This window comes from Asanoa ferruginea, from assembly GCF_003387075.1.
Lineage (GTDB): Bacteria > Actinomycetota > Actinomycetes > Mycobacteriales > Micromonosporaceae > Asanoa > Asanoa ferruginea.
The window spans coordinates 183,572-208,147 of record NZ_QUMQ01000001.1 but is presented as its reverse complement, the minus strand read 5'-3'; the positions used below and the strand labels follow the sequence as shown (position 1 = coordinate 208,147).

Annotated in this window: 24 protein-coding genes; 16 read left to right on the top strand and 8 right to left on the bottom strand. The window is 71.3% G+C overall.

Annotation, left to right across the window (positions count from 1 at the left end; genetic code table 11):
* Window positions 1-31: 31 nt before the first annotated feature.
* The 3 genes from DFJ67_RS00985 to lepA all read right to left on the bottom strand — a co-directional run bounded on the left by DFJ67_RS00985 (window position 32) and on the right by lepA (window position 2,779).
* Entirely contained in the window at window positions 32-319 is a 288-nt protein-coding gene (locus tag DFJ67_RS00985) for a GlsB/YeaQ/YmgE family stress response membrane protein (protein ID WP_116066129.1), read from the bottom strand.
* Between the two features lie 70 nt (window positions 320-389).
* Window positions 390-902 (bottom strand): NUDIX domain-containing protein, encoded by a 513-nt coding sequence (locus DFJ67_RS00980; RefSeq protein WP_116066128.1) that lies wholly within the window; start codon window positions 900-902, stop codon window positions 390-392.
* Complete coding sequence (gene lepA / locus DFJ67_RS00975) at window positions 899-2,779, bottom strand: translation elongation factor 4 (protein ID WP_116066127.1); 1,881 nt, start codon at window positions 2,777-2,779, stop codon at window positions 899-901. The genes DFJ67_RS00980 and lepA overlap by 4 nt, the downstream gene beginning before the upstream one ends.
* A 78-nt stretch (window positions 2,780-2,857) precedes the next feature.
* Here lepA and DFJ67_RS00970 point away from each other — a divergent pair, with 78 nt between their 5' ends.
* The 3 genes from DFJ67_RS00970 (at window position 2,858) to DFJ67_RS00960 (ending at window position 4,946) form a co-directional block, all read left to right on the top strand.
* Complete coding sequence (locus DFJ67_RS00970) at window positions 2,858-3,841, top strand: phosphotransferase (RefSeq protein WP_116075442.1); 984 nt, start codon at window positions 2,858-2,860, stop codon at window positions 3,839-3,841.
* A gap of 137 nt (window positions 3,842-3,978) precedes the next feature.
* Entirely contained in the window at window positions 3,979-4,245 is a 267-nt protein-coding gene (gene rpsT, locus DFJ67_RS00965) for a 30S ribosomal protein S20 (RefSeq protein ID WP_116066126.1), read from the top strand.
* Between the two features lie 68 nt (window positions 4,246-4,313).
* Window positions 4,314-4,946 (top strand): MOSC domain-containing protein, encoded by a 633-nt coding sequence (locus tag DFJ67_RS00960; RefSeq protein WP_116066125.1) that lies wholly within the window; start codon window positions 4,314-4,316, stop codon window positions 4,944-4,946.
* A 1,044-nt stretch (window positions 4,947-5,990) separates the two neighbouring features.
* Here DFJ67_RS00960 and DFJ67_RS00955 read toward each other — a convergent pair.
* The 3 genes from DFJ67_RS00955 to DFJ67_RS00945 form a co-directional block, all read right to left on the bottom strand.
* Window positions 5,991-6,899: a phytanoyl-CoA dioxygenase family protein gene (locus DFJ67_RS00955; protein ID WP_116066124.1), complete on the bottom strand. Its 909-nt coding sequence runs from the start codon at window positions 6,897-6,899 to the stop codon at window positions 5,991-5,993.
* A gap of 300 nt (window positions 6,900-7,199) precedes the next feature.
* Complete coding sequence (locus DFJ67_RS00950) at window positions 7,200-8,057, bottom strand: hypothetical protein (RefSeq protein ID WP_116066123.1); 858 nt, start codon at window positions 8,055-8,057, stop codon at window positions 7,200-7,202.
* Window positions 8,058-8,109: 52 nt separating this feature from the next.
* Window positions 8,110-8,892 (bottom strand): enoyl-CoA hydratase family protein, encoded by a 783-nt coding sequence (locus DFJ67_RS00945; protein ID WP_116066122.1) that lies wholly within the window; start codon window positions 8,890-8,892, stop codon window positions 8,110-8,112.
* An 18-nt stretch (window positions 8,893-8,910) separates the two neighbouring features.
* Here DFJ67_RS00945 and hemW point away from each other — a divergent pair, with 18 nt between their 5' ends.
* A complete protein-coding gene (hemW, locus tag DFJ67_RS00940; protein ID WP_116066121.1) occupies window positions 8,911-10,116 on the top strand; it encodes a radical SAM family heme chaperone HemW in 1,206 nt (401 codons plus the stop codon).
* Window positions 10,117-10,148: 32 nt separating this feature from the next.
* On the opposite strand, the gene DFJ67_RS00935 is transcribed toward hemW, so the two are convergent.
* Window positions 10,149-10,715, bottom strand: coding sequence for a DUF4870 domain-containing protein (locus tag DFJ67_RS00935; RefSeq protein ID WP_116066120.1), 567 nt, complete (start codon window positions 10,713-10,715; stop codon window positions 10,149-10,151).
* A 162-nt stretch (window positions 10,716-10,877) separates the two neighbouring features.
* Here DFJ67_RS00935 and hrcA point away from each other — a divergent pair, with 162 nt between their 5' ends.
* The 3 genes from hrcA (at window position 10,878) to DFJ67_RS00920 (ending at window position 13,845) form a co-directional block, all read left to right on the top strand.
* Entirely contained in the window at window positions 10,878-11,897 is a 1,020-nt protein-coding gene (gene hrcA, locus DFJ67_RS00930; protein WP_116066119.1) for a heat-inducible transcriptional repressor HrcA, read from the top strand.
* 64 nt (window positions 11,898-11,961) lie between these two features.
* Entirely contained in the window at window positions 11,962-13,098 is a 1,137-nt protein-coding gene (gene dnaJ / locus DFJ67_RS00925) for a molecular chaperone DnaJ (protein ID WP_203784429.1), read from the top strand.
* Between the two features lie 3 nt (window positions 13,099-13,101).
* Window positions 13,102-13,845, top strand: a complete 744-nt coding sequence (locus DFJ67_RS00920; protein WP_116066117.1) for a 16S rRNA (uracil(1498)-N(3))-methyltransferase — start codon at window positions 13,102-13,104, stop codon at window positions 13,843-13,845.
* A gap of 169 nt (window positions 13,846-14,014) precedes the next feature.
* On the opposite strand, the gene DFJ67_RS00915 is transcribed toward DFJ67_RS00920, so the two are convergent.
* Window positions 14,015-16,423: a beta-glucosidase family protein gene (locus DFJ67_RS00915; RefSeq protein WP_239097624.1), complete on the bottom strand. Its 2,409-nt coding sequence runs from the start codon at window positions 16,421-16,423 to the stop codon at window positions 14,015-14,017.
* 43 nt (window positions 16,424-16,466) lie between these two features.
* Here DFJ67_RS00915 and DFJ67_RS00910 point away from each other — a divergent pair, with 43 nt between their 5' ends.
* From DFJ67_RS00910 to DFJ67_RS00870, 9 genes are all read left to right on the top strand, one after another.
* Window positions 16,467-16,814, top strand: coding sequence for a histidine triad nucleotide-binding protein (locus DFJ67_RS00910; protein WP_409363002.1), 348 nt, complete (start codon window positions 16,467-16,469; stop codon window positions 16,812-16,814).
* A complete protein-coding gene (locus DFJ67_RS00905; RefSeq protein WP_116066114.1) occupies window positions 16,811-18,157 on the top strand; it encodes a serine hydrolase domain-containing protein in 1,347 nt (448 codons plus the stop codon). Before DFJ67_RS00910 ends, DFJ67_RS00905 begins: the two co-directional genes overlap by 4 nt.
* Window positions 18,158-18,255: 98 nt before the next feature.
* Window positions 18,256-19,320 carry a PhoH family protein gene (locus DFJ67_RS00900; protein WP_116066113.1) on the top strand — a complete coding sequence of 355 codons (1,065 nt, stop codon included), beginning with the start codon at window positions 18,256-18,258 and terminating at the stop codon, window positions 19,318-19,320.
* A gap of 18 nt (window positions 19,321-19,338) precedes the next feature.
* Complete coding sequence (gene ybeY, locus DFJ67_RS00895; protein WP_116066112.1) at window positions 19,339-19,806, top strand: rRNA maturation RNase YbeY; 468 nt, start codon at window positions 19,339-19,341, stop codon at window positions 19,804-19,806.
* The gene (locus DFJ67_RS00890) at window positions 19,806-21,155 is read left to right on the top strand and encodes a hemolysin family protein (protein WP_116075441.1); all 1,350 of its coding nucleotides are present in this window, start codon (window positions 19,806-19,808) and stop codon (window positions 21,153-21,155) included. The genes ybeY and DFJ67_RS00890 overlap by 1 nt, the downstream gene beginning before the upstream one ends.
* Window positions 21,148-21,513: a cytidine deaminase-like protein gene (locus DFJ67_RS00885; protein ID WP_116066111.1), complete on the top strand. Its 366-nt coding sequence runs from the start codon at window positions 21,148-21,150 to the stop codon at window positions 21,511-21,513. The genes DFJ67_RS00890 and DFJ67_RS00885 overlap by 8 nt, the downstream gene beginning before the upstream one ends.
* Window positions 21,514-21,583: 70 nt before the next feature.
* Window positions 21,584-22,465, top strand: a complete 882-nt coding sequence (era, locus tag DFJ67_RS00880; protein WP_116066110.1) for a GTPase Era — start codon at window positions 21,584-21,586, stop codon at window positions 22,463-22,465.
* Window positions 22,466-22,481: 16 nt separating this feature from the next.
* On the top strand, window positions 22,482-23,255 hold the full coding sequence (locus tag DFJ67_RS00875; protein WP_116066109.1) for an NAD-dependent epimerase/dehydratase family protein: 774 nt from the start codon (window positions 22,482-22,484) through the stop codon (window positions 23,253-23,255).
* 65 nt (window positions 23,256-23,320) lie between these two features.
* On the top strand, window positions 23,321-24,517 hold the full coding sequence (locus DFJ67_RS00870; protein WP_116066108.1) for an acyltransferase family protein: 1,197 nt from the start codon (window positions 23,321-23,323) through the stop codon (window positions 24,515-24,517).
* Window positions 24,518-24,576 lie beyond the last annotated feature (59 nt).

Here is a 24,576-nt window from a genome sequence, read left to right as displayed (position 1 = left end):
GAAGGGCGCCCGTCTCGGTTTGTCGCTGGTGTCAGTAGCGGCTGACCCGGCGCCGGCCGCGGCCGTACATGCTGACCGTCAGCAGCACACCGACGGCGGCGAGAGCGATCTGCAGCAGCACCTCGCGCCAGTCGACGAAGCCGCCGGTGTCGGCGAAACCGCCGGCGCGGGCAATGGCGGAGCCCAGCAACGCGGCGACGACACCGATGACCAGGGTCAGCCAGATCGGGATGTTCTGGCGGCCGGGCACGACCAGTCGGCCCAGTGCACCAATGATCAGACCGATAATCAGTGCGGTGATGATTCCACCTGCGGTCATGGCCCTTCCTCCTCCTCGGGGGGTTTGTGACGCCGAGGAAAGTTCCCGAGGGGCGGAAGAGCCAAACCAATTATTTCGTCGATAGCAACGATCGTGTCGCGTCGACGAGGGCGGAGTCCATTGTCGAGAACGCCATCTTCGGCGGTTTGGCCAGGTCAAACCAGGTCAGCTCGGTCGCCTCGGCCGGGTCGAGCCGGATCGCGGCCGGGTCCAGTGACGCGAAGTAGAAACAGTCCAGGACCGGCAAGAGCTCGTTCTGGAACTCGTACGTGCCGACGTACATCCCGATGAAGTCCTTGATCTGAACCTCGCAGCCGAGTTCCTCACGGCCCTCGCGCGCCGCGGCGTCGCGCGGGTGCTCGAAGCCGTCGCAGAAGCCGCCGGGCACCTCCCAATGCCCGGCCATCGGGTCGATTGCCCGGCGCAGCGCGAGGAACCGGCCCGCGTCGTCGACCACCAGCAGGCTCGCGGTCGGGCGGGCGTTGAGGTAGTGCTGGTAACCGCATGCCGGGCAGACGGTCGCCGGCCGGCCCGCCAGCGCGGCGCCGCAGCGGCCACAGAAACCGGCGTCGGGCCCCGTCACTTCTTCGCGGCCTTGATGTCGGCGGGCGAGTCCGAGGTCGACAGCGCGGCGATGAACGCCTCCTGCGGCACCTCCACCCGGCCGACCATCTTCATCCGCTTCTTGCCTTCCTTCTGCTTCTCGAGCAGCTTGCGCTTACGGGTGATGTCACCGCCGTAGCACTTGGCCAGCACGTCCTTGCGGATCGCCCGGATCGTCTCGCGAGCGATCACCCGGCTGCCGATCGCGGCCTGGATCGGCACCTCGAACTGCTGCCGGGGGATCAGCTTCTGGAGCTTCGACGCGATGTTGACGCCGTAGTTGTAGGCCTTGTCCTTGTGGACGATCGCGCTGAACGCGTCGACCGGCTCGCCGTGCAGCAGGATGTCGACCTTGACCAGGTCGGCCTTCTGCTCGCCGGAGGGCTCGTAGTCGAGGCTGGCGTAGCCCTTGGTGCGGCTCTTCAACTGGTCGAAGAAGTCGTAGATGATCTCGGCGAGCGGCAGCGTGTAGCGCAGCTCGACCCGGTCGGCCGACAGGTAGTCCATGCCGAGCAGCGAGCCACGGCGGCCCTGGCACAGCTCCATCACGGCGCCGACGTAGTCGTTGGGCGTCAGCACGGTCGCCCGCACCACCGGCTCGTAGACCTCGGCGACCTTGCCGACCGGGAACTCGCTCGGGTTGGTCACCGTCAGCTCGCCGCCGTCGTCCATGGTCACGCGGTAGACCACGTTGGGCGCGGTGGAGATCAGGTCGAGGGCGAACTCGCGTTCCAGCCGCTCCCGGATGATCTCCAGGTGGAGCAGCCCGAGGAAGCCGACGCGGAAGCCGAAGCCGAGCGCGGCGCTGGTCTCCGGCTCGTAGACGAGCGCGGCGTCGTTGAGCTTGAGCCGGTCGAGCGCGTCGCGCAGCGCCGGGTAGTCGGAGCCGTCGATCGGGTAGAGGCCCGAGTAGACCATCGGCTTCGGGTCCTTGTAGCCGCCGAGCGCCTGGGTGGCGGCCCGCCCGTTGATGGTGACGGTGTCGCCGACCCGGGACTGCCGGACGTCTTTCACGCCGGTGATCAGGTAGCCGACCTCGCCGACACCGAGGGCACCCGCCTTGACCATCTCGGGCGAGATGACGCCGATCTCCAGCAACTCGTGCACGGCGCCGGTGGACATCATCTTGATCCGGTCGCGGGCCTCGATCTTCCCGTCGATCACCCGGACGTAGGTGATCACGCCGCGGTAGATGTCGTAGACCGAGTCGAAGATCATCGCTCGCGCGGGCGCCGCGGCGTCGCCGACCGGCGGCGTGAACTGCCGGACGATCTCATCGAGCAGGTGCGCCACGCCCTCGCCGGTCTTGCCGGAGACGCGCAGGCAGTCTTCCGGCCGGCCGCCGATCAGGTGGGCCAGCTCCTCGGCGTATTTGTCGGGCTGCGCCGCCGGCAGGTCGATCTTGTTGAGCACCGGGATGATGTGCAGGTCGTTTTCCAGCGCCAGGTAGAGGTTGGCCAGCGTCTGCGCCTCGATCCCCTGCGCGGCGTCGACCAGCAGCACCGCGCCCTCGCACGCGGCCAGGCTGCGGGACACCTCATAGGTGAAGTCGACGTGCCCGGGCGTATCGATCATGTTGAGCACGGCGCTCTCGCCGGCCTGCTCGCCCTCGCGCACGGTCCACGGCATCCGGACCGCCTGCGACTTGATCGTGATGCCGCGCTCGCGCTCGATGTCCATCCGGTCCAGGTATTGCGCGCGCATCTGCCGCGGGTCGACCACCTCCGTCAACTGCAACATCCGGTCGGCCAGCGTCGACTTGCCGTGGTCGATGTGGGCGATGATGCAGAAGTTGCGGATACGCGCCGGGTCGGTGGCACCGATCTGGTTGGTGCCGGGGTCGAGCGTCGGTGGCACGGTGGTCCGTTCTGGTCGGCGGTCGTCAAGGTCGCTCTCTATGCTCCCATGCCCGCGCGGTAGGGCAGGATGGCCGGCATGCTCGCGCCGCCTCCGTTCGCCTACGAGGCCACCGCGGTCCGCCCCTCCTGGGAGTCGCTCGCGCCTGACCTGCGCGCGGCCGTCGCGTCGCGGCTCGGTTCCCCGGTGGTCCGGGCGACCAGCGCCGGCGCCGGCTTCACCAGCGGCTTCGCCGCGGTGCTGGAGACCGCCGCGGGGGAGCGGGTGTTCGTCAAGGCCGCCCGCGCTTTCGACCAGAGACACCTATGCGACTGGTACGCCCATGAGGCGCGAATCGTCGCCGCGCTGCCGCCGGAGGTGGCGGTGCCGCGGCTCCGCTGGACGCTGGCCACGGCCGACTGGTTCGTGCTGTGCCTGGACGCGGTCGACGGGCACACCCCGGCGCTGCCCTGGTCGGCCGCGGACCTGGCGGCGGCGCTGGACGCCTGGGCCACCGCGGCGGCCGCGCTCGCCGACCCGCCGCCGGAGTTGGTCGATCTGCGGCTGCCTTCGCTGTCGACGATGCTCCGCGAGGACCTGGCCGAGTGGAGCGGCATCGCGGCCGGTCGGGTGCCGCTGCCGGCCGGGGCCGAGCCGGCCCGCGATCACCTGGCCGCGCTGGCCGCCCTGGAGGCGACCGCCCCGGCGCTGGCCGAGACGGCCGGTGCCGCACTGATCCACTGTGACCTCCGGGTCGACAACGTGCTGATCGACGCCGGTGGCCGGGCCTGGCTGTGCGACTGGAACTGGCTCTGCCACGGCCCGGCCTGGTTCGACACGGCGATCCTGCTCGTCACGGCGTACGCCGGCGGTCTGGACGCTGATTCTCTGTGGGCCGCGCACCCGACCGCCTTCGGGGCACCGGAGGGCGCGCTCGACGCCGCGCTCGCGTCGATGTCCGGCTACTACCTGACCCGGGCCGGCGCCCCACCCAACGACGCCTCGCCGCTGGTCCGCGCGCACCAGCGCTGGCACGGCGACATGGCCCTGTCCTGGCTCCTGCGCCGCAACGGCTGGGATTGATCAAGGGCGGCGGGGGGTCTGGGCGGCCAAGGGGCGTTTTGGCCCGTCAATGGGTCCCTGGTAGTCTGGCTTTTCGCGTGTGGCGAGTTGGCCCGCGCCCAGATACCACCCAACCAGGAGCAGGACGAGGCTGTCGCGTGGCGAACATCAAGTCCCAGATCAAGCGCAACCGGCAGAACGAGAAGGCCCGGTTGCGGAACAAGTCGGTCAAGTCGTCTCTCAAGACGGCCATCCGCAAGTTCAACGAGGCCACTGCGGCCGGTGACACCGAGAAGGCGACCGCGCTGATGCGTGAGGCGTCGCGCAAGCTCGACAAGGCCGTCAGCAAGGGCGTCATCCACAAGAACCAGGCGGCCAACCGCAAGTCGGCCATCGCCAAGCGGCTCAGCGCTCCCGCCGCCTGAGACTGCCTGTTCTTCGCCGAGGGTCGGCCGCGTCCGCGGCCCGGCCCTCGTTTGCGTAGGCTCGACCGGTGGCAGGACACGTTCTCTCGGTCAACCTGGGCACCCGCAAGGTCACTGATTACGCGGACGGGCCCGGCGGTCAGACCGGCATCGACAAGACCCCGACCAGCGACCGGGTCACCGTGTCCGACGCGGGCGTCGACGGCGACTACATCGGCAACCGGCGGGTGCACGGAAGCCCGGACCAGGCGGTCTACGCGTACGCCGTGGAAGACGCCCACTGGTGGTCCTCCGAGTTGGGCCGGGAGTTCGGCGCCGGCGCCTTCGGCGAGAACCTGACCACCCGCGGCGTCGACGTCACGGGCGCGGTGATCGGCGAGCGCTGGGCGATCGGTTCGGCCCTGATGCAGGTGACCTACCCCCGCCAGCCGTGCCAGACCTTCGCCGGCTTCTGGGGCGTCCCCGACCTGGTCAAGCGCTTCACCCAACACGCCGCCCCGGGCGCCTACCTGCGGGTGCTGACGCCGGGGGAGATCGGCGCCGACGACACCGTCGAGGTCGTCCACCGCCCCGACCACGGCGTGACGCTGGGCGAGACCTTCCGCGCCTTCAACGGCCACCCGGAGTTGCTGCCCAACCTGCTGGCCGCCACCGACCTACCCGCGCCCATGCTGGACAAGATCCGCCGCCGCGTCGGCTGATGACCCGGTCGAGCGCGCGCCAGCGGTTCCGCCCCTGGCAGGTCCGCAGCGGCAATCCCGCCTAGATTTCGGCCCCGGTTCGTCGGTCCCCCGACCGATTCCGCGTCGATCGAGCCGCGATCCCGCCGCCGGGCCGACGCAATCGCAGGCGCCGCCAAGGCCCGCGAGCCCGGCGCAGCCGGCAGGCCCCCGCCGCCGCGGTAATCCCGAGTCCCGGTTGTTGGCAATTGCTCGAAACACCCGGTTGGGAAGCCGCTTCCAGCGGCGGTTCTTCGAGATCTAGGAAAACGGATGTAGCTATAGCTACATCCGTTTTCCTAGATCTAGAGATGGCGTCGGTTATTCCGGATATTTCAGGCTCGACGACCCAGGGCGCGGCCCCGCGTCCTGCGGAGCGGCGGTCTTGACCCGCGGACGTGGCAGGGGCGGGCCCCCGAGGGCGCGGCGCGGTGAGCGGCGGTCTTGACCCGCGGACGTGGCAGGGGCGGGCGCCCGAGGGCCCGGGCCGGTGAGCGGCGGTCTTGACCCGCGGATCTGGCAGGGGCCGGGCCGCCGAGGGCGCGGCGCGGTGAGCGGCGGTCTTGACCCGCGGACGTGGCAGGGGCGGGCGCCCGAGGGCCCGGGCCGGTGAGCGGCGGTCTTGACCCGCGGATCTGGCAGGGGCCGGGCCGCCGAGGGCGCGGCGCGGTGTCCGGCGATCTTGACCCGCGGACCTGGCAGGGGCGGGCCCCCGAGGGCCCGGGCCGGTGAGCGGCGGTCTTGACCCGCGGACCTGGCAGGGCGGGCCGCCAAGGGCGCGGCGCGGTGTCCGGCGGTCTTGACCCGCGGACCTGGCAGGGGCGGGCCGCCAAGGGCCCGGCGCGGTGAGCGGCGGTCTTGACCCGCGGCCCTGGCAGGGCGGGCCGCCGAGGGCCCGGCGCGGTGAGCGGCGGTCTTGACCCGCGGACGTGGCAGGGGCGGGCCCCCAAGGGCCCGGCCCGGTGTCCGGCGGGAGCAACGGTCGTGCTCCCGGCGGACCCGGGCCGGATTGATGTTTCTAGAAGATCAGCGGAGCCACGGGACGCTACGGTCGAGCAGGCCCCGCGTCTTGAGCTCCTTGCGCAGCGGGATCTCGTCGTCGATGTAGCCGTCCCAGTTGATGCCCCAGTAGTTGGCCGTGTGGCCGCCCTCGCCCAGCAGCTGGCGCTGCACCGGCGTGCGGTTCTGCCACCACTGCGAGGCCAGGTCGGGGTGCAGCTCGTCGAGCGGGCGGATCCACCGATAGGTGTAGCCGACGAAGAGCATCTTGCGGGTGATGGTGGACAGGTTCGTCGAGCGCGAGTGCCACTGGCGGCGGTCGAAGATGAACGCGTCGCCCGGGTTGGCGGTGATCTCGACGGTGCCCTCGGGGTCGGGGTTCTGCACGGTCAGGTCGGCCGGGCGGGGCAGCGAGTTCCACAGGTGGCTGCCCGGGATGACCTTGGTCGCGCCGCGGCCCTTCTCAGAGAGGTCGGAGAGGACGTAGGCCACCTTCAGCGAGAACATCGGCCGCGGGAGGTTGGGGTCCATCGTCTCCGGGTCGGAGTTCTGCCGGTAGCCGTCCTGGTGCCAGCCCCAGTAGGGCTTCTCCGGCTCGAGCGCCGGCGGGGTGACGTCGAGGTGGTTGTGGTGCGTGTAGATGTTCCAGCCGGCCAGGCCCCACATGTAGGGGAACGCGATCGGGTGGGTCAGCAGCTCGCCGAACAGCTCGTCACGGTCGAGGAAGCCGAGCAGGTGCAGCGTGCCGTCCTTGGTCGTGTTGCCGGCGGCCTTCTCCTCGGCGTAGACCCGGTCGACGGCGGCTTCCAGCGCGGCGCGGTGGTCCTCGGTCAGGACGTTGCGCAGCAACATGAAGCCCTGCTCGTGGAACTCCTTCCGGTCGACCTCGCTGATCGGCTCGTAGCCTGTGCGGCCTGCGTAGTCGAACACGTGCATTCCTCCTCGTGACGTCGCCAGGGCCGTCACTCGACCGTCGTTCGGGCCGCGGGCGGCCCCGGATGCGGCGCTGAACCCGAAGGGATTTCGCGCACCCCGGCGATGCTAGAGGCAGTTGTTGTGCCGGAAAGACTCCGTTCGGCCGAAGATCGACGGCGATCGGCGGATCGGCACGATATGGAGGGGCATCACTACGGGCGGCGATCTTAGGTCGCCCTAAATGCCCACAACCCAGACACAAGATCATACAGAAAGTGAGATAAAACTCAGTCTTGGGCGATCGGGCGGTTCACGGTCACGTCATACGTCGGCGAAGACCTCGGCCTGGACCAGGCCCGCGCCCACGCCCTCGATCGGGGACCAGCGGCCGCCGTCGGCGGACCATTCCATGCCCGCGAAGCGGACGCTCTTCACGCCGTGGTCGGTGGCGTGGGAGACCAGCCAGTGCGCGTAGCGCCAACCGGCCGTCGCGTCGGTGGCCGCCACCGCGAAGCCGGCCGCCGCCGGCACCGTGTCGACCGTGCCCCAGTCGAGTTTGAGCACCTTGGCCAGCGACGTGGCCGCCGCCGTGCCGCGCATCAGCGGCTCGCCCGGCACCGTGCAGGCGACCGCGTTGGCGGACCGGCCCAGCAGCGCCGCCGCCAGCACGCCGGCCTCGTCGGCCCACTTCTCGTAGGCCTCCGGGTAGGCCGAGCGCTGCACCCGCTGCGCCGCCTCGGTCACCCGCATCTCCTGCCAGCCGCGCACCTTCTTCAGGCCCGCGTAGAACCGGGTCGCCGAATAGCGCGGGTCGCGGATCTGCTCCGGCGTGCCCCAGCCCTGGCTCGGCCGTTGCTGGAACAGGCCGAGCGAGTCTCGGTCGCCGCCGGGCAAATTCTCCAGCTTCGACTCCTGCAACGCCGTCGCCAGGGCGATCACCACACCGCGTTCCGGGACTTTCCGGCGTACGCCGACCGCCGTGATCGTGGCGGCATTGGCCATCTGTGCGGCGTCGAGGGTGACCGGCGGGCTGTCGTCTCCGGATTGGACGGTGCAGTCGCGGGTCGCCGAGGGGAGGCTGATCTTGGGTGTCTTGAAGTCACGTGAGCTGAGGAAAACCGCGAAAGCCGCGATCAGGAAGAGCGCGACGATGCCGACAATGGGCCCACGACTTCGCACCCGCCACCTCCTTGTCGCACAGGTTACGACGGCGGGGCGACCGTGCGGAACGTCATGGCGCCGGTACCCACGCCGGGTCGCGCTTTTCCCGGAACGCGGCAACGCCCTCGCGGCCCTCCTGCGAGAGGAAGTAGCCGACCGAATGGGCACCCAGCTCGGCCGCGTCTTCCCGGACCGACGGCAGCGGGGTGCGGACCAGCAACTCCTTCGTGCCGGCCAACGCGCCCGGTGCACCGCGCACCAGGGCCGCGCAGTAGGAGCGCACCGTCGCGTCCAGCTCCTCGACGCCGACGGCGGCGGTGACCAGGCCGACCTCGACCGCGCGGGCACCGTCGAACAGCTCGCCGGTCAGGTAGAGCGCCTGGGCCGCCCGCGGGCTCAGCCGGCGGAGCACGGTGGCGGAGATGACCGCCGGGATCACGCCGAGCCGGACCTCGGTGAACGCGAACGTCGCCTCGTTGGCGCAGATCGCGATGTCGGCCGCGGCGATCAGGCCGAGCCCGCCGGCCCGCGCCGGGCCGCCGATCCGGGCGACGACCGGCTTGGGGCACTCGGCCACCGCCGCGAGCACGTCGCCGAGCATTCCGACCGGGACCTTTCCCGAGGCGTACGCCGCCGCGGTCTCCTTCAGGTCGGCTCCTGAGCAGAACACCGGGCCGGTGTGCGAGAGCACCACCACCCGCACCGCGGGGTCGGCGGCGGCCGTCGCGAGGGCGGCGGTCAGCTCGGTCATCAGCGTCGTCGACAGCGCGTTGCGGTTGTGCGGGCTGTCCAGCGTGAGGGTGGCCACGCCGCGGTCGGTCTCGACCCGTACGAGAGGATCCCCGGATGTCATGTGGCGCACACTAGTGGAATGCCCGGTCCTCTTCCCGACGGCGAACCGATGCCGCCGGACGGCGCGTTGCCCGCGTCGGCCCTGAACACGGTCGGTGCGCGCGGCTTCGGCGTCTACGTGCACGTGCCGTTCTGCGCCAGCCGGTGCGGCTACTGCGACTTCAACACCTACGCACCGGGTGACCTGCCGGGCTGGCGGCCCGAGGGCTACGCCGACACCGTGCTGGCCGAGCTCGAGCTCGCCGCGCGGACGCTGGGCGACGCACCGGCCGTCGACACCGTCTTCGTCGGCGGCGGCACGCCCACGTTGCTGCCCACCGGCGACCTGGGCCGGATCATCGAGGCGATCGACAAGATCTGGGGGCTCGCGCCGGGCGCCGAGGTGACCACCGAGGCCAACCCCGAGTCGGTGACGCCGGCCAGCCTGCGGGCGCTGCGGTCCGCCGGCTACACCCGGGTCTCGCTGGGCATGCAGTCGGTGGCGCCGGGCGTGCTGCGGGTGCTCGACCGCAAGCACTCGCCGGGCCGGGCGGCGCAGGCCGCGACCGAGGCCCGGGAAGCCGGCTTCGACCACGTCAACCTCGACCTGATCTACGGCACGCCGGGTGAGTCGGCCGACGACTTCGCGGCCTCGCTGGCGGCCGCGATCGGTGCCGGCGTCGACCATGTCAGCGCCTACAGCCTGATCGTGGAGGACGGCACCCGGCTGGCCGCCCGGATCCGCCGCGGCGAGCTGCCGCAGCCCTCCGACGACGTCGCCGCCGACCGCTACCTGGCCGCGGAAGCCGCGCTGACCGCGGCCGGCTTCGGCTGGTATGAGGTGTCGAACTGGTCCACCACGGAGGCCGGGCGGTGCCGGCACAACCTGCTCTACTGGACCGGCGGCGACTGGTGGGGTGTGGGCCCCGGAGCGCACAGCCACGTCGGCGGCGTGCGGTGGTGGAACGTCAAGCACCCGGCCTCGTACGCACAGCGGCTGGCCGACGGCGTCTCGCCCGGCGCGGGCCGGGAGGTGCTCACCGCCGACGATCGGCTGACGGAAGACGTCATGCTGAGGATGCGGCTGGCCAGCGGCCTGCCGCTCGACGTGCTCGACCCGGCCGGCCGGGCCGCCGCGGAGCGGGCCCGAGCCGACGGGCTGCTGACGGTCGACGGCGACGCAGCGGTGCTGACCCTGCGGGGCCGGCTGCTCGCCGACGCCGTCGTCCGCGACCTCCTGCCGTAGGCGACCGCGAGCAGCCGCCTACGGCAGTCGGGTTACTTGATGATGCTGATGCTCAACGGGTAGCGGTAGAGCTGCCCCTCGTTGGCCTTGACGCCGGCGATGATGCCGAAGATCACGGCGATCAGCGTGGCGATCGGGAAGATGATGAAGCCGATGGCCAGGCAGGCCGTCGCCCAACCGATGATCGAGACGACCGACCACACGATCTGGAAGTTGAGCGCCGCGACGGCGTGTGCGCGGACCGCGGGCGAGGTGTTGCCCTTGGCCAGCATGGCAACCAGCGGCGCGACCCAGCCGAGCGTGCCCGTGCTGAAGAACGCGAGCGCCGCGCCACCGAGGTGGGCGACCAGCGCCCAGGTCTTCTCTTCACTGTTGGCGTAGCCCGAAGGGGCCGCGCCACCGTAGTAACCACCCTGCTGGGGCGGGTAGCCGCCACCCTGCGGAGGCGGATAGCCCCCCGGCGGCGGGTAGCCACCGGCGGGCGGATAGGCACCGGCACCCGAAGTGGGCGGCGGGTAGGCGCCGCCACCCGAGGTGGGAGGCGGTGCGGCGTTGGGATCCGGGTAACCCTCACCGGGTGGCCGGGGCGGCTCAGTCATGCCCGACACCGTAGGGGTATCGATCAACCCGCGCCAGATGCGAGTTCTGACTTGTTGTCGACAGCTTGGCCACGGCAAACAGCGATCATCGCTTGGTGGACCGGTGCGTCGTAGACTGGCACTCGCTACAGTCGAGTGCCAGAAGGCTGGAGGGGGTGACGCATGGCTCTCGATGACCGCAAGCTCGACGTGCTCCGCGCGATCGTCGAAGACTACGTGTCAACCCAAGAGCCGGTCGGAAGCAAGGCCCTCGTCGAGCGCCACCAACTGGGCGTTTCCCCGGCGACCGTGCGAAACGACATGGCTGTTCTCGAAGAAGAGGGCTACATCCGCCAGCCGCACACCAGCGCCGGCCGGGTGCCCACCGATCGTGGCTACCGGCTGTTCGTCGACCGGCTGTCGACCGTCAAGCCGCTGAGCCCGGCCGAGCGCCGGGCGATGGAGCGGTTCCTGGTCGGCGCCGTCGACCTCGATGACGTGGTGCACCGCACGGTGCGGCTGCTCGCCCAGCTCACCCGCCAGGTCGCGGTCGTGCAATATCCGAGCCTGGCCCGGTCGTCGGTGCGCCACCTGGAGCTGGTGCCGATCTCCACGACCCGGTTGATGGTGGTCATGATCGCCAACACCGGCCGGGTCGAGCAGCGGCAGGTCGAGTTGCCCACGCCGATCGACGAGAGCCAAGTCACCACCCTTCGCCGGCTGACCAACGAGAAGCTCTGCGGATGCAAGCTTTCCGACACTCCACCGCTGGTCCAGTCGTTGGTCGAAGAGTCGTCGCCCGAGTTGCGGGCGGCCACCGTCGCGCTCTCCACGGTGTTGCTGGAGACGCTGGTGGAGCGGCACGAGGAACGTGTGGCACTGGCTGGCACAGCCAACCTGACCCGCGGCGGTCTGCTCGACTTCCAGGGTTCGCTGCGCCCGATACTCGAGGCGCTCGAGGAAGAGGTCATCCTGCTCAAGCTGATCGGCGAGGTCGAGCCGATCACCCGGGTCCGGATCGGTGACGAGAACGAGATCGACAACCTGCGGTCGACCTCGATCGTGAGCACCGGATACGGACCAGGGGTTACCGTCGTCGGCGGGCTGGGTGTGCTCGGGCCGACCCGGATGGACTACCCCGGCACCATCGCCACCGTGCGCGCCGTGGCACGCTACGTAGGCGAGCTGCTGGCCCAGAACTGACACCCACCCCCACCTGATCATCGGCGGCCGGCACAAGCGAGACGACATGAGGACTCAGAACACAGTGGCCAGGGATTACTACGGGATTCTCGGCGTCGCCCGAGATGCCAGCGACGACGAGATCAAGCGCGCCTACCGCAAGCTGGCGCGTCAGTTCCACCCCGATGTGAACCCCGATCCGGCGGCCGCCGAGAAGTTCAAGGAGATCAACGCGGCCTACGAGGTCCTCTCCGACGACCAGAAGCGGCAGATCGTCGACCTCGGCGGCGACCCGCTCGCGCCGGGTGGTGGCGGTGGGCCGGGCGGCCCCGGTGGTGCCGGCCCGTTCGTCGGCTTCCAGGACATCATGGACGCGTTCTTCGGCGCCGCCGGCGCGGGCGCGCGCGGCCCCCGGCCGCGCACCCGCCCGGGCGCCGACGCGATCCTGCGGCTCGAGCTCGACCTGCTGGAGACCGCGTTCGGCGTCGAGGCGCCGATCACCGTCGACACCGCGGTGCTCTGCACCACCTGTTCCGGCGCCGGCACCGCGGCCGGCACCCACCTGGCCACCTGCGAGACCTGTGGCGGCCGGGGCGAGGTCCAGTCGGTCCAGCGCACCTTCCTCGGCCAGGTCGTCTCGTCCCGGCCGTGCACGGTCTGCCAGGGCTACGGCACGGTCATCCCGCACGCCTGCCCGACCTGCGCCGGTGACGGCCGGGTCCGCACCCGCCGCTCGCTGACCGTGAAGATCCCGGCCGGCGTCGAAGACGGCATGCGGATCCGCCTGGCCCAGCAGGGCGAGGTCGGCCCGGGTGGCGGCACCGCCGGTGACCTCTATGTCGAGATCCACGAGCGGCCGCACGACGTCTACTCCCGCAAGGGTGACGACCTGCACTGCCGGGTGACGGTGCCGATGACGGCGGCGGCGCTCGGCACCCGGCTGACGATCAAGACGCTCGACAGCGAGGAGACGGTCGACGTCAAGCCGGGCACCCAGCCCAACTCGACGCTGCGGCTGCGCGCGCGGGGCGTGCCCCACCTGCGCGGCGCCGGGCGCGGCGACCTCTACGTGCACCTCGACGTGCGCACCCCGACCAAGCTGTCCGGCGACCAGGAGAAGGCGCTCCGCGAGTTCTCCCGGTCCCGGGGCGAAGAGGTGGCCGAGCTGACCAAGCAGGGCGGCTTCTTCTCCCGGATGCGCGACGCGTTCAACGGGCACTGACGGTTGAGCCGGCCGCTCTTCCTCGTCGACGCACTACCCGAGGGCGACGAGCTGCTGCTCGACGGCCCCGAGGGGCGGCACGCGGCCACCGTGCAACGGATCGGCGCGGGCGAGGAGCTGCTGCTGGCCGACGGCCGGGGTGGCACGGCGGAGGCGGTGGTCACCGCCGCCGGCAAGAACGCGCTGACCCTGAGGATCCAATCGCGGGCGTACGAGCCGGCGCCCGACCCGCGGCTCGTCGTCGTGCAGGGCATCGCCAAGGGTGACCGGGGCGAGCTGGCCGTGCAGGCGATGACCGAGGTCGGCGTCGACGAGATCGTGCCCTGGGCGGCCGCCCGTTCGGTGGCCCGGTGGCGGGCCGAACGCGGTGGCAAGGCCCGCGACCGCTGGGTGGCGACCGCCCGCGAGGCGGCCAAGCAGTCGCGCCGGGCCTGGTGCCCGGCGATCGGCGGCGACCCCGACGAGTCGACCGCCGTGGTCGCCGGCCGCCTGGGCCGGGCCGCCGCCGCGTTGGTGTTGCACGAGGAGGCCGCGGCACCGCTGGCCACGGTCGCGCTGCCGGCCCGCGGCGACGTGGTGCTGGTGGTCGGGCCGGAGGGCGGAATCGCGCCCGAGGAGGTCGCCGCGTTCGAGAAGGCGGGCGCCACCGCGGTGCGGCTCGGGCCGACAGTCCTGCGCACCTCGACGGCCGGGGTGGCCGCGCTGTCGGTGCTCAGCGCCCGGCTGGGGCGCTGGGGCTCCACATAGGAAACTCACAGGAACATCGAAATAAGTTGACGGCCGGCGCCCACGGGGGAAGGCGCCGGCCGTCCCATATACGAGACCACATCACCCGGTCTTCAGCAAGTCCGGGTTCCCCGTTCGAGCGATTTTCGAGTGTGCGCCATTTGCCGACCTGGGCAAGATCGACGTTCAGTCACACATCGACCGTCGCCGTCAGTTTCGGGTCGTTCACGTTGGCCGAGGCCTCGACCCGGTAGCTGCCGGAGACCGTCTGCCAGCCGCCGTCCCAGACCTGGAACGTCCGCTCCGGCAGCGGGATGCGCACCGTCACCGACTCGCCCGGCTCGGAAGACACCCCGGCGAAGCCGGCGAGCCAGCGCCGCGGCCGCACCGGGCCGCCGTCGGCGGTCGGGGCCACGTAGACCTGGACCACCTCGCGGCCGGCGCGGTCGCCGGAGTTGCGCACGGTGACCACGGCTTCGCCGCCGTCGACGGCGAGCGACTCGTAGGACCAGGTCGTGTAACCGAGGCCGTGTCCGAAGGGGAACAGCGGCTCGGCCGTCCAACCCCGGTAGCCGATCAGCACGTCTTCGGCGTAGGTCAGCGTCCCGTCGGTGGGGGTGGTGGACAGGACGGGCAGGTCTTCCATCGCCCGGGGCCAGGTGGTCGGCAGCCGGCCGCCCGGCTCGGTCACGCCGAGCAGCACGTCGGCCAGCGCGGCACCCGCCTCCTGACCCGGGAACCAGGTCAGCAGCACCGCGGCGACGTCGTCGACCCACGGCATCAGCACCGGCGAGCCGGAGTTGACCACGACCACGGTGCGCGGGTTGGCCGCGGCCACCCGGGCCACCAACTCGTCCTGCCGGCCGGGCAGCGCCAGCGTGGTGCGGTCGAAGCCCTCGGACTCGACCTCCTCGGTGGTGCCCACGACGACGACCGCGACGTCGGCGTCGGCCGCCACCCGGGCGGCCTCGTCGAGCAGCGTCTCGTCGTCGGCGACCGGGCGGCCGTGCCCGAGCGTCAGCGTGACGAAGCCGTGCCGGCCCGGGTAGATCTTGTGGGTCAGCACCACCTCGACCGGCTTGCCGGCGACCGCCTCGACCGGGAACCGCTTCTCCACCGGGGTGAGGAACGCGGTGGTCAGCGGGTCGTCGTCGCCCGCGTAGACCGGCTCGTCGAGCAGCGTCTCGCCGCCGACCCGGAACACCACGTCGCCGAAGCCGTTGGCGGCCAGCAGGTGGGTGCCGGTGACCGACGGGGTGAACGTCGCCGAGATCTCCGCGGTGGCGGCCGTGGTCGGGTCGACACCGTCCGGCAACTCGCCCATCCAGCGGATGTCGGCTGCGTCGATCGACGCGGTGTAGAGCGCCTCGCCGGCGAGGTCGCGCAACGTGGTCGTGATCGGGGTCCACTCAATGCCGGTGGCGGGCGCGAGTTCCGGCCGCGGGTCGGCGCCGACGGCGTAGACGACCTCGGCGTCCGGGAGCGCGGCGGTCAGGCCGGCCAGCGGGGAGATGACGTGCCGGGGCAGCACCCGGGCCGAGCCGCCGCCCTGGATCCGGGCATCGTCGGCCAGCGCGCCGAGCACGGCGACCCGGCGCAGCGCACCGGCCTCGAGAGGAAGAACAGTGTTGCGGGCCAGCACGAACGAGCGGGTGGCGATCTCCCGCGCGGCGGCGTCGATGTCGAGGCCGGTGGTCACCGCGTCGGCCGGCACCGCGGGCGGCATCCGGTCCCAGGCACCCACCCGGCCGGCGAGCAGCAGGATCCGGCGTACCTTGTCATCGATCTGCTCTTCGGTGACGTCGCCGGCCCGGACGGCTGCGACCAGCTTGTCGCCCCACGGTCCGGCGAAGGCCGGCATCACGACATCGAGGCCGCCGGTCGCGGACGACACGGTGGTGCGCGCCGCCGTCCAGTCGGAGACGACCGCGCCGTCGAAGCCCCACTCGCCCTTGAGCAAACCCGTCACCAGGTCGGCCTGCTCGGTCATCGGCGAGCCGTTGACGCCGTTGTAGGCGGCCATCAGGCTCCACACGCCGGCCGCGACGATCTTCTCGAACGGCACCAGGTAGAGCTCGCGCAGCGCCCGCTCGGAGACCCGCACGTCGACGGTGAACCGCTCGGTCTCGGAGTCGTTGGCGACGTAGTGCTTGACCTGCGCGCCGACGCCCTGCTCCTGGAGGCCCGAGACATAGCCGATGCCGATCGCGGCGGTCAGCAGCGGGTCTTCGGAATAGCACTCGAAGTGCCGGCCGGCCAGCGGGCTGCGGTGCAGGTTGACCGTCGGCGCGAGCAGGATGTGGATGCCTCGGCTGCGACACTCCTGACCGAGCACGTGGCCCGCGAGCCGGGACAGCTCCGGGTCCCAGGTCGCCGCGAGCGCGGTCGGGCTCGGCAGTGCGACCGAGGGGTTGTCGGGCGACCATCGCACGCCGCGGACCCCTATCGGGCCGTCAGACATGGTCAGGTTGGCCAGCCCGATCTCCGGGATCGCGGGCAGCCGCCAATAGTCCTGACCAGTCAGAAGCCGGACCTTGGTGTCTAGGTCGAGGGTCGCGAGAGCGCTCTCTATCGCGGCCTGATGCGCTGTGTCCACCACGCCGGACATCATGCCCCATGAGAGCGCGCTTACGATCCCCCTCGTGAGCGACTGCCTCTTCTGCCGGATCGTGGCCGGCGACATCCCGGCGACCGTGGTCCGCGAGACCGACACCACCCTGGCGTTCCGTGACATCAGCCCGAAGGCGGAGGTGCACGTGCTGGTGGTGACGAAGGAGCACTACGTCGACGTCGCGACCCTGGCTCAGTCTGACCCCGGCCTCGCCGCCGAGTTGCTGGAGACCGCCGCCGTCGTGGCCGAGACCGAGGGCCTGCTCGCCGACGGCTTCCGGCTCATCTTCAACACCGGCGAGTACGGCGGCCAGGAGGTCGACCACGTGCACGGCCACGTCCTCGGCGGCGAGCCGCTCGGCCCGATGGTGTGCAAGTGAACGCGCTCGACCGGCTGGTCCGGGAGACCCAGGCCCAGGCCCGCATCCCCGCGCTGGCCGCCGCCGTGCACCGCGCCGACCGTCCGCTGTGGACCCTGTCGGTGGGCGCCGAGCCCGAGGCCGCCTTCCGGATCGGCTCGGTCACCAAGACGTTCACCGCGGTGCTCGTCATGCAGGCCCGCGACGAGGGGCTGCTCGACCTCGACGACCCGATCGGCCGGCACCTCGAGGTGCCCGCGCTCGGCGACCTGACCATCCGCCGGCTGCTCTCGCACACCAGCGGCATCCAGCGCGAGCCCTACGGCGACGTGTGGGACACGCTGGTCGCGCCGGACGCCGCGACCCTGGTCGCCGACCTGGAGCGGGCCGAGCGGGTGCTTCCGCCGGCCCGCCGCTTCCACTACTCCAACCTGGGTGTCGCGCTGCTCGGCCTGACCGTCGCCCGGATGCGCGGCGGCACCTGGGCCGAGGTGCTCGCCGACCGGGTGCTCGGCCCGCTCGGGCTCGCCGGCACCTCGGCCGTCCGGCCGGCCAGCGCGACCACCGGCTACCTGGTCGACGCCTACTCCGACGCCGCCTTCCCCGAGCCGCCGCTGGACTTCGGCGCGGTCGGCCCGGCCGCACAGCTCTGGAGCACGGCCGCCGACATGGCCAAGTGGGCGGCGTTCCTGGCCGACCCGGCCACCGTCGACCCGTCCGGCGCCGTGCTCGCGGAGGCCACCCTCGACGAGATGCGCTGGCCGTTGACCACCACCGACCAGGGGATCTGGGCGGCCGGGTTCGGGCTCGGCCTGATCCTGGTGCCGCGCGGCGACCGGGTGGTGCACGTCGGCCACGACGGCGCGATGCCCGGTTTCCTGGCCGGCGTCTACGGGCGGCCGCGCGCGCTGACCGGCGCACCCGGCCCGGCCGGGTTCGGTGCGGCGGTGCTGGGTGCCTCCGGGACCGCGCTGGAGACCGTCGACCTGCCGCACAAGCTGCTCACGGCAGCCATCGAGGCCGACCCGGCCGAGATCGTGCCGTGGACGCCGGGCGAGCCGGTGCCGGACCGCTACCGTTCGGTGATCGGCCGCTGGTGGAGCGAGGGCTTCGAGCAGGTGTTCGGCTGGTACGGCGGTGCCCTGCGGGCCCGGGGTGCGGCGGATCCGGCGGGTAAGCCACCGGCGATATTCCGCCCATCGGCTGACAATCCAGACATTCTTCGTACCGTATCCGGTCGTGAAGTTGGTGAGTTGCTCCGGTTGACCCGAGACGGCGAGGGACGCGTGGTGCGGATGCACTGGGCCACCTACCGGTTGACCCGCGACCAGCAGACGTTCGAGGGCCGTTCGTTCAGCGCGTAGGAAATGGGCGCGGTGGTCGTCAGGTTGAACCGATACGATTGGCGTCTACGTCCGCACCGAGATGAGAGCAGGTGGCGCAGGGCCCACGGGTCCGACTTATGACCGGCACCCCACCGCCCGGGCAGCCCCGGGTGCAGACCAAGATCACGGTCCCTGACCCGCAGATCATGGTCAACCTCCTCGGCGCAGGAGACGAGATCCTGCGGCTCGTCGAGCGCTCGGTCGCCAGCGACGTCCACGTGCGCGGCAACGAGATCACCATCACCGGCGCCCCGGCCGAAAACGCGCAGGCCGAGCGCCTGTTCACCGAGCTGCTCGAGCTGATCCAGAAGGGCGAGACGTTGACCACCGACGCCGTCCGCCGCACGGTCGGCATGCTGGAGCAGGGCACCGTCGAGCGCCCCGCCGACGTGCTCACGCTCAACATCCTGTCCCGGCGCGGGCGCACCATCCGCCCCAAGACGCTGGGCCAGCGGCGCTACGTCGACTCCATCGACGAGAACACGATCGTCTTCGGCATCGGCCCCGCCGGCACCGGCAAGACCTACCTGGCCATGGCCAAGGCCGTGCAGGCCCTCCAGGCCAAGCAGGTCAACCGGATCATCCTGACCCGGCCGGCGGTCGAGGCGGGGGAGCGGCTGGGCTTCCTGCCCGGCACCCTCTACGAGAAGATCGACCCCTACCTGCGCCCGCTCTACGACGCGCTGCACGACATGCTCGACCCCGAGTCGATCCCGAAGCTGATGGCGGCGGGCACGATCGAGGTCGCGCCGCTGGCCTACATGCGCGGCCGCACGCTCAACGACGCGTTCATCATCCTCGACGAGGCCCAGAACACGACGCCCGAGCAGATGAAGATGTTCCTGACCCGGCTCGGGTTCGGTTCCAAGGTCGTGGTCACCGGCGACATCACCCAGGTCGACCTGCCCGGCGGCACGACCAGCGGGCTGCGCCTGGTGCGCGAGATCCTCGACGGCCTCGACGACATCCACTTCGCGACGCTGAGCAGCAGCGACGTGGTCCGTCACCGGCTGGTCGGCGAGATCGTCGACGCCTACGGCAAGTGGGACGAAGAGCGCGAGGCCCGGCAGGCCCAGGGTGTGCACGCGGTGCCCGGCCGGGGTGCCGCGCAGGCGACCGGCCGAGCCGGCCGGCGCCGCTAGCTTTCGAAAGAGGAAGTCTTGTCCATCGAGATCGCCAACGAGTCCGGCGTCGCCGTCGACACCGACGCGGTGCTCGCCGTCGCCCGCCACGCCCTCGACGAGATGGGTGTCAACCCGCTCGCCGAGCTGTCCGTGCTGCTGGTCGACGTCGACTACATGACCGAGCTCAACCATCGCTGGATGGGCGGCGACGGTCCCACCGACGTGCTCGCCTTCCCGATGGACGAGGGCAGCGTTGACCACGGGCCCGGCGAGGTCAGCGGTTCCGAGCCGGCGCTGCTCGGCGACATCGTGCTGTGCCCGGAGGTGGCGGCCAAGCAGGCGGCGACCGCGGGCCACTCGGCCGGCGACGAGCTGCACCTGCTCACCGTGCACGGCGTGCTCCACCTGCTCGGCTATGACCACGCCGAGCCCGACGAGGAGCGGGAGATGTTCGAGCTTCAGTCGCGGCTGCTCTCCGGCTGGCGGGCGGCGCGGGCACGGTGATCCACTTAGCGGTCGACGCCGCTGCCATCCAACCGGGGCTGCCCGACATCCAGCTCCTGCTGATCGCCGCCGGCCTGGTCGTGCTCGGCGGCTTCTTCGCGATGACCGACGCCGCCCTCGGTGCGGTGTCGCCGGCCCGGGCCGGCGAGCTGGCCCGCGAGGGCGTGCGGGGTGCCCGCACCCTCCAGATCGTCGCCTCCGACGCGGTCCGCCACATCAACCTGCTGCTGCTCCTGCGGCTGATCTGCGAGCTCACCGCGACCACGCTGGTCGCGCTGGTCGCGGTCGACACCTGGGGCGCCGGCTGGCGGGCGGCGCTGGTCACCGCCAGCGCGATGACCGTGGTCAGCTTCGTCGTCGTCGGTGTCGCGCCCCGCACGATAGGCCGGCAGAACGCCTACGCCGTCGGCCGCGCGACCGCGCCGCTGGTCCGCTGGCTGGGCCGGGCGCTCAACCCGCTGGCCTCGCTGCTGATCCTGATCGGCAACGCGGTCACCCCCGGGCGCGGCTTCCGCGAGGGCCCGTTCGCCACCCAGGTCGAGCTGCGCGAGTTGGTCGACCTGGCCGAGCAGCGCGGCGTGGTGGAGAGCGGCGAGCGGCAGATGATCCACTCGGTGTTCGCGCTCGGCGACACCATCGCCCGCGAGGTGATGGTGCCGCGCACCGACATGGTGTGGATCGAGAGCAACAAGACCATGCGTCAGGCCCTCGCGCTGTTCATGCGCTCGGGCTTCTCCCGCATCCCGGTGATCGGCGAGAACGTCGACGACGTGCTCGGCATCCTCTACCTCAAAGACGTGATCCGCCGCGACCAGGGCGACCCCGACGGCGAAGACCTGCCGGTCGGCGAGATCATGCGCGACGCGACCTTCGTGCCCGAGTCCAAGCCGGTCGACGACCTGCTCTCGGAGATGCAGGCGGCGCGCACCCACCTGGTCGTCGTGGTCGACGAATACGGCGGCACCGCCGGCCTGGTGACCATCGAAGACATCCTGGAAGAGATCGTCGGCGAGATCACCGACGAATACGACAACGAGCGCCCACCGATCGAACACCTCGACAACGGCGCCGTCCGCGTCGCCGCGCGGGTGCCCGTCGAAGACCTCAGCGAGTTGTTCGACGTCGACCTGCCCACCGACGAGGTGGAGACGGTCGGCGGCCTGCTGGCCCAGGCGCTCGGCCGCGTGCCGATCCCCGGCGCCGAGGCGACCGTCGACGGCCTGCACATGGTCGCCGAGGGCGTGGTCGGGCGCCGCAACCGGATCGACTCCGTGCTGGTCCGCCGGGCCGACCGAGACAATGAGAACCAGACCGAAGACAGTGACGAGAGGCAATCCGCGGATGTTTGAGTCGCCCGAACTCGGGCCACCTGCTCACCTCGACGCAGAGGACACCAAGCTGGTCACGCTGGCGCGCGGCGCCCGTGCCCGGGTCGGTGCGGTCGAGGGCGCCGCGGTGCGTGACCAGGACGGCCGCACCTACGCGGCCGCGACCGTCGCCCTGCCCTCGCTGACCGTGACCGCCCTGCAACTCGCGGTCGCCTCGGCGGCCGCCGCCGGCGCGAGCAAGATCGAGGCGGCCGCGGTGGTCACCGAGGCCAGCACCCTCGACGGCGCCGGCCACGCCGTGGTCCGCGACCTGTCCGCCGACGCGCCGATCCACGTCGCCGCACCGGACGGCACCGTGCTCGGCACGGTCGTCGCATGAGCGAGCTTGCGGCCGGATCATTCGGCTCAGCAGCCGGGTCGTGCGTCACCGAGCGACGCGAGGTAGGCGCATGACCAATTACAAGGCCGGGTTCGCCTGCTTCGTCGGCCGCCCCAACGCCGGCAAGTCGACCCTGACCAACGCGATCGTCGGCCAGAAGATCGCGATCACGTCGAGCAAGCCGCAGACCACCCGGCACGTGATCCGCGCCGTGCTGCACCGCCCGGAGTCCCAGCTCGTGCTGGTCGACACCCCCGGTCTGCACCGGCCCCGCACGCTGCTCGGCGAGCGCCTCAACGACCTGGTCCGGTCGACCTGGAGCGAGGTCGACGTGATCGGCCTGTGCATGCCGGCCAACGAGCCGGTCGGCCGCGGCGACAAGTTCATCTCCGGCGAGCTGGCCGAGCTCAAGGCCACCGTGATCGCCGTGGTGACCAAGACCGACCTGGTCGACCGGGCCACCCTGGCCCGGCAGCTCGCCGCCGTCGGTGAGCTGGCCGAGTTCGCCGACGTGGTCCCGGTCAGCGCGGTCACCGGCGAGCAGGTCGAGACCCTGGTCGACGTCGTCACCGGCTTCCTGCCCGACTCGCCGCGGCTCTACCCCGACGACATGATCACCGACGAGCCCGAGCAGGTGCTGATCGCGGAACTGGTCCGCGAGGCCGCGCTCGAGGGCGTCCGCGACGAACTGCCCCACTCGATCGCCGTGGTCGTCGAGGAGATGTTCGACGAAGACAACATCACCAAGATCTATGCCGACGTGTACGTGGAACGCCAAAGTCAGAAAGCTATCGTGATCGGGGCCCGGGCGAGCCGGCTCAAGGAGATCGGCACCCGCTCGCGCCAGGAGATCGAGGCGCTCCTGGGTCGCCGGGTCTACCTCGACCTGCACGTCCGCGTCGCCAAGGAGTGGCAGCGCGACCCCCGGCAGCTCCGCAAGCTGGGGTTCTGACTCAACAGGAGGTCCGATGCGGCGGGTGCTGATCACTGGTGGCGCCGGCCGGATCGGAAGCCTCCTCACCGCGCGTCTCGCCGCTGACTACGCGGTGCGTTCCTTCGACGTCGCGCCCCAGCAGCCGGCCGACGGCGTCGAGACGATCCGGGGCCTGATCGGTGACCTCGACACGGTCACCGCGGCCTGCGCCGGCGTCGACGTGGTGATCCACCTGGCCGCCATCCCGAGCGAGTCGCTCTGGGAGGAGCTGGTCCGGGTCAACATCGAGGGCACCCGCACCGTGCTGGAGGCGGCGCGGCTGGCCGGCGTACCCAAGGTGATCCTGGCTTCGTCGATCCACGCGGCCGGTTTCCGGACGCGGACCGCAACCCCGCTCCCGGCGTCGTCCGCGCCGCGGCCGGACACCCTCTACGGCTGGACCAAGGCGGCCGTCGAGTCGCTCGGCAGCCTTTACAGCGACCGCTACGGCATGACGGTCTTTCCCGTCCGCATCGGAGCGTTCCAGGACACCCCGTGGTCCGAGGTCGACGTGCCGATCTGGCTGTCGCCCGACGATTGCGTACGCCTCATGTTGGCTCTGGTCGAAACGCCCGTGACCGGCTTCCGCGTGGTGTGGGGTGTGAGCGACAACTCGTCGGGCTGGCTCGAGCTCGACAGCGAGGTCGGCTACCAGCCACAGGACGACTCCGCGACCGTCGCCCACCTGGCCGCACCCAGCGACTCGGCCGCGCACGCACAGCTCGGCGGCACGTTCGCCGCGATCCCGCTCGGCATGCCTCGTTGGTGACTGTGGGAATGCTCACCAGCTTCTGAGGTTTGATCGTGAAACATCCCGGGGTACGGCTTGACCCGATGCGGGACCGTTACATAGACCTGCTGCGCGCACTGGCCATCGTGCGCGTCGTCGTCTACCACACGTCAGGGTGGACACTGCTCTCCTTTTTGCCGGCGATGTCGCTGATGTTCGCGCTCGGCGGCTCCCTGATGGCGTCCTCACTGGACCGTTCCGGCGTCGCCGCCATCGGCCGCCGCCTACGCCGCCTGCTCCCGTCACTGTGGGTGCTGTCAGCGATCTTCGTGCCGGCGATGCTGCTGACGGGCCTGGGCGCGCACTGGAAGCTGCTGCTCTGGCTGGTCCCGCTGAGCGACCCACCGGCCAACCACTGGGGCGCCCTGGCGCTGAGCACCATCTGGTACCTGCGCGACTACCTCTGGTTCGTCCTCGTCTCCCCGCTGGCGCTGTGGTTGTTCCGGCGCTACCCGGTGCCGACCCTCATCGCCCCGTACCTCCTCCTCTTGGTCTTCGAACTGGGTCTGCTCTCCGGCCCACCGGTGCTCCGCGACTTCGGCCTCTACCTGGGCGCCTGGATGCTCGGCTTCGCACACCACGACGGCCTGCTCCGCCGCTGGTCGAGGTCGGTGCTGACGGCCGTCGCCGGTGTCCTGTGCGCGACCGGGCTGGCGTGGATCCTGACCCACCCGGGCTTCCGCGGCTACGACCTCAACGACATCCCCCTCGGCAACGCCCTGTGGTCGGGCGGCCTGATCGTGGTCGCGCTGGGCTTCCTGCCGTCCACAGCCGACTGGATCACCCGTTGGTCGTGGTTCGACCGCTCCGTCACGGTCCTCAACGCCCGCGCCCTGACCATCTACCTCTGGCACATGCCGGTGGTCATCCTGATCGCCGCGATCGCGGCGCCGTTGGGTTACGAGGGCCTACAGGCCGACCGGGCGGCGGTCCGACTGGTCGGTGTGGCCGTGCTCGTGGCACTCGCGGTCGCGGCGTTCGGCTGGGTCGAAGACCTCGCGGCCCGCCGCCGCCCGACCCTGCTGCCCGGCGCCCGCCGCCGGCCCAGGCTGCCGGTCCCGGTCTCCCCGGCACCCGCGCCGCGCGAGCCGGTCCTGGCCACTACGGACCCATGGAAAGACCTGTCCCGCCCGATCCTGCTGTGGCGCTGGGACCGCGCGGGCGCACCGACCCAACTCGAGGAACGCCGCCACGACGCGGTCGTCTCCCGCTGGGCGGCCGCCCCCGGCCCACATGCCTAGAACCCGCTTTCGGTCCGAATGAGCGACATTTCCGGCATACTGGTCAAGAAGCGAAGAAG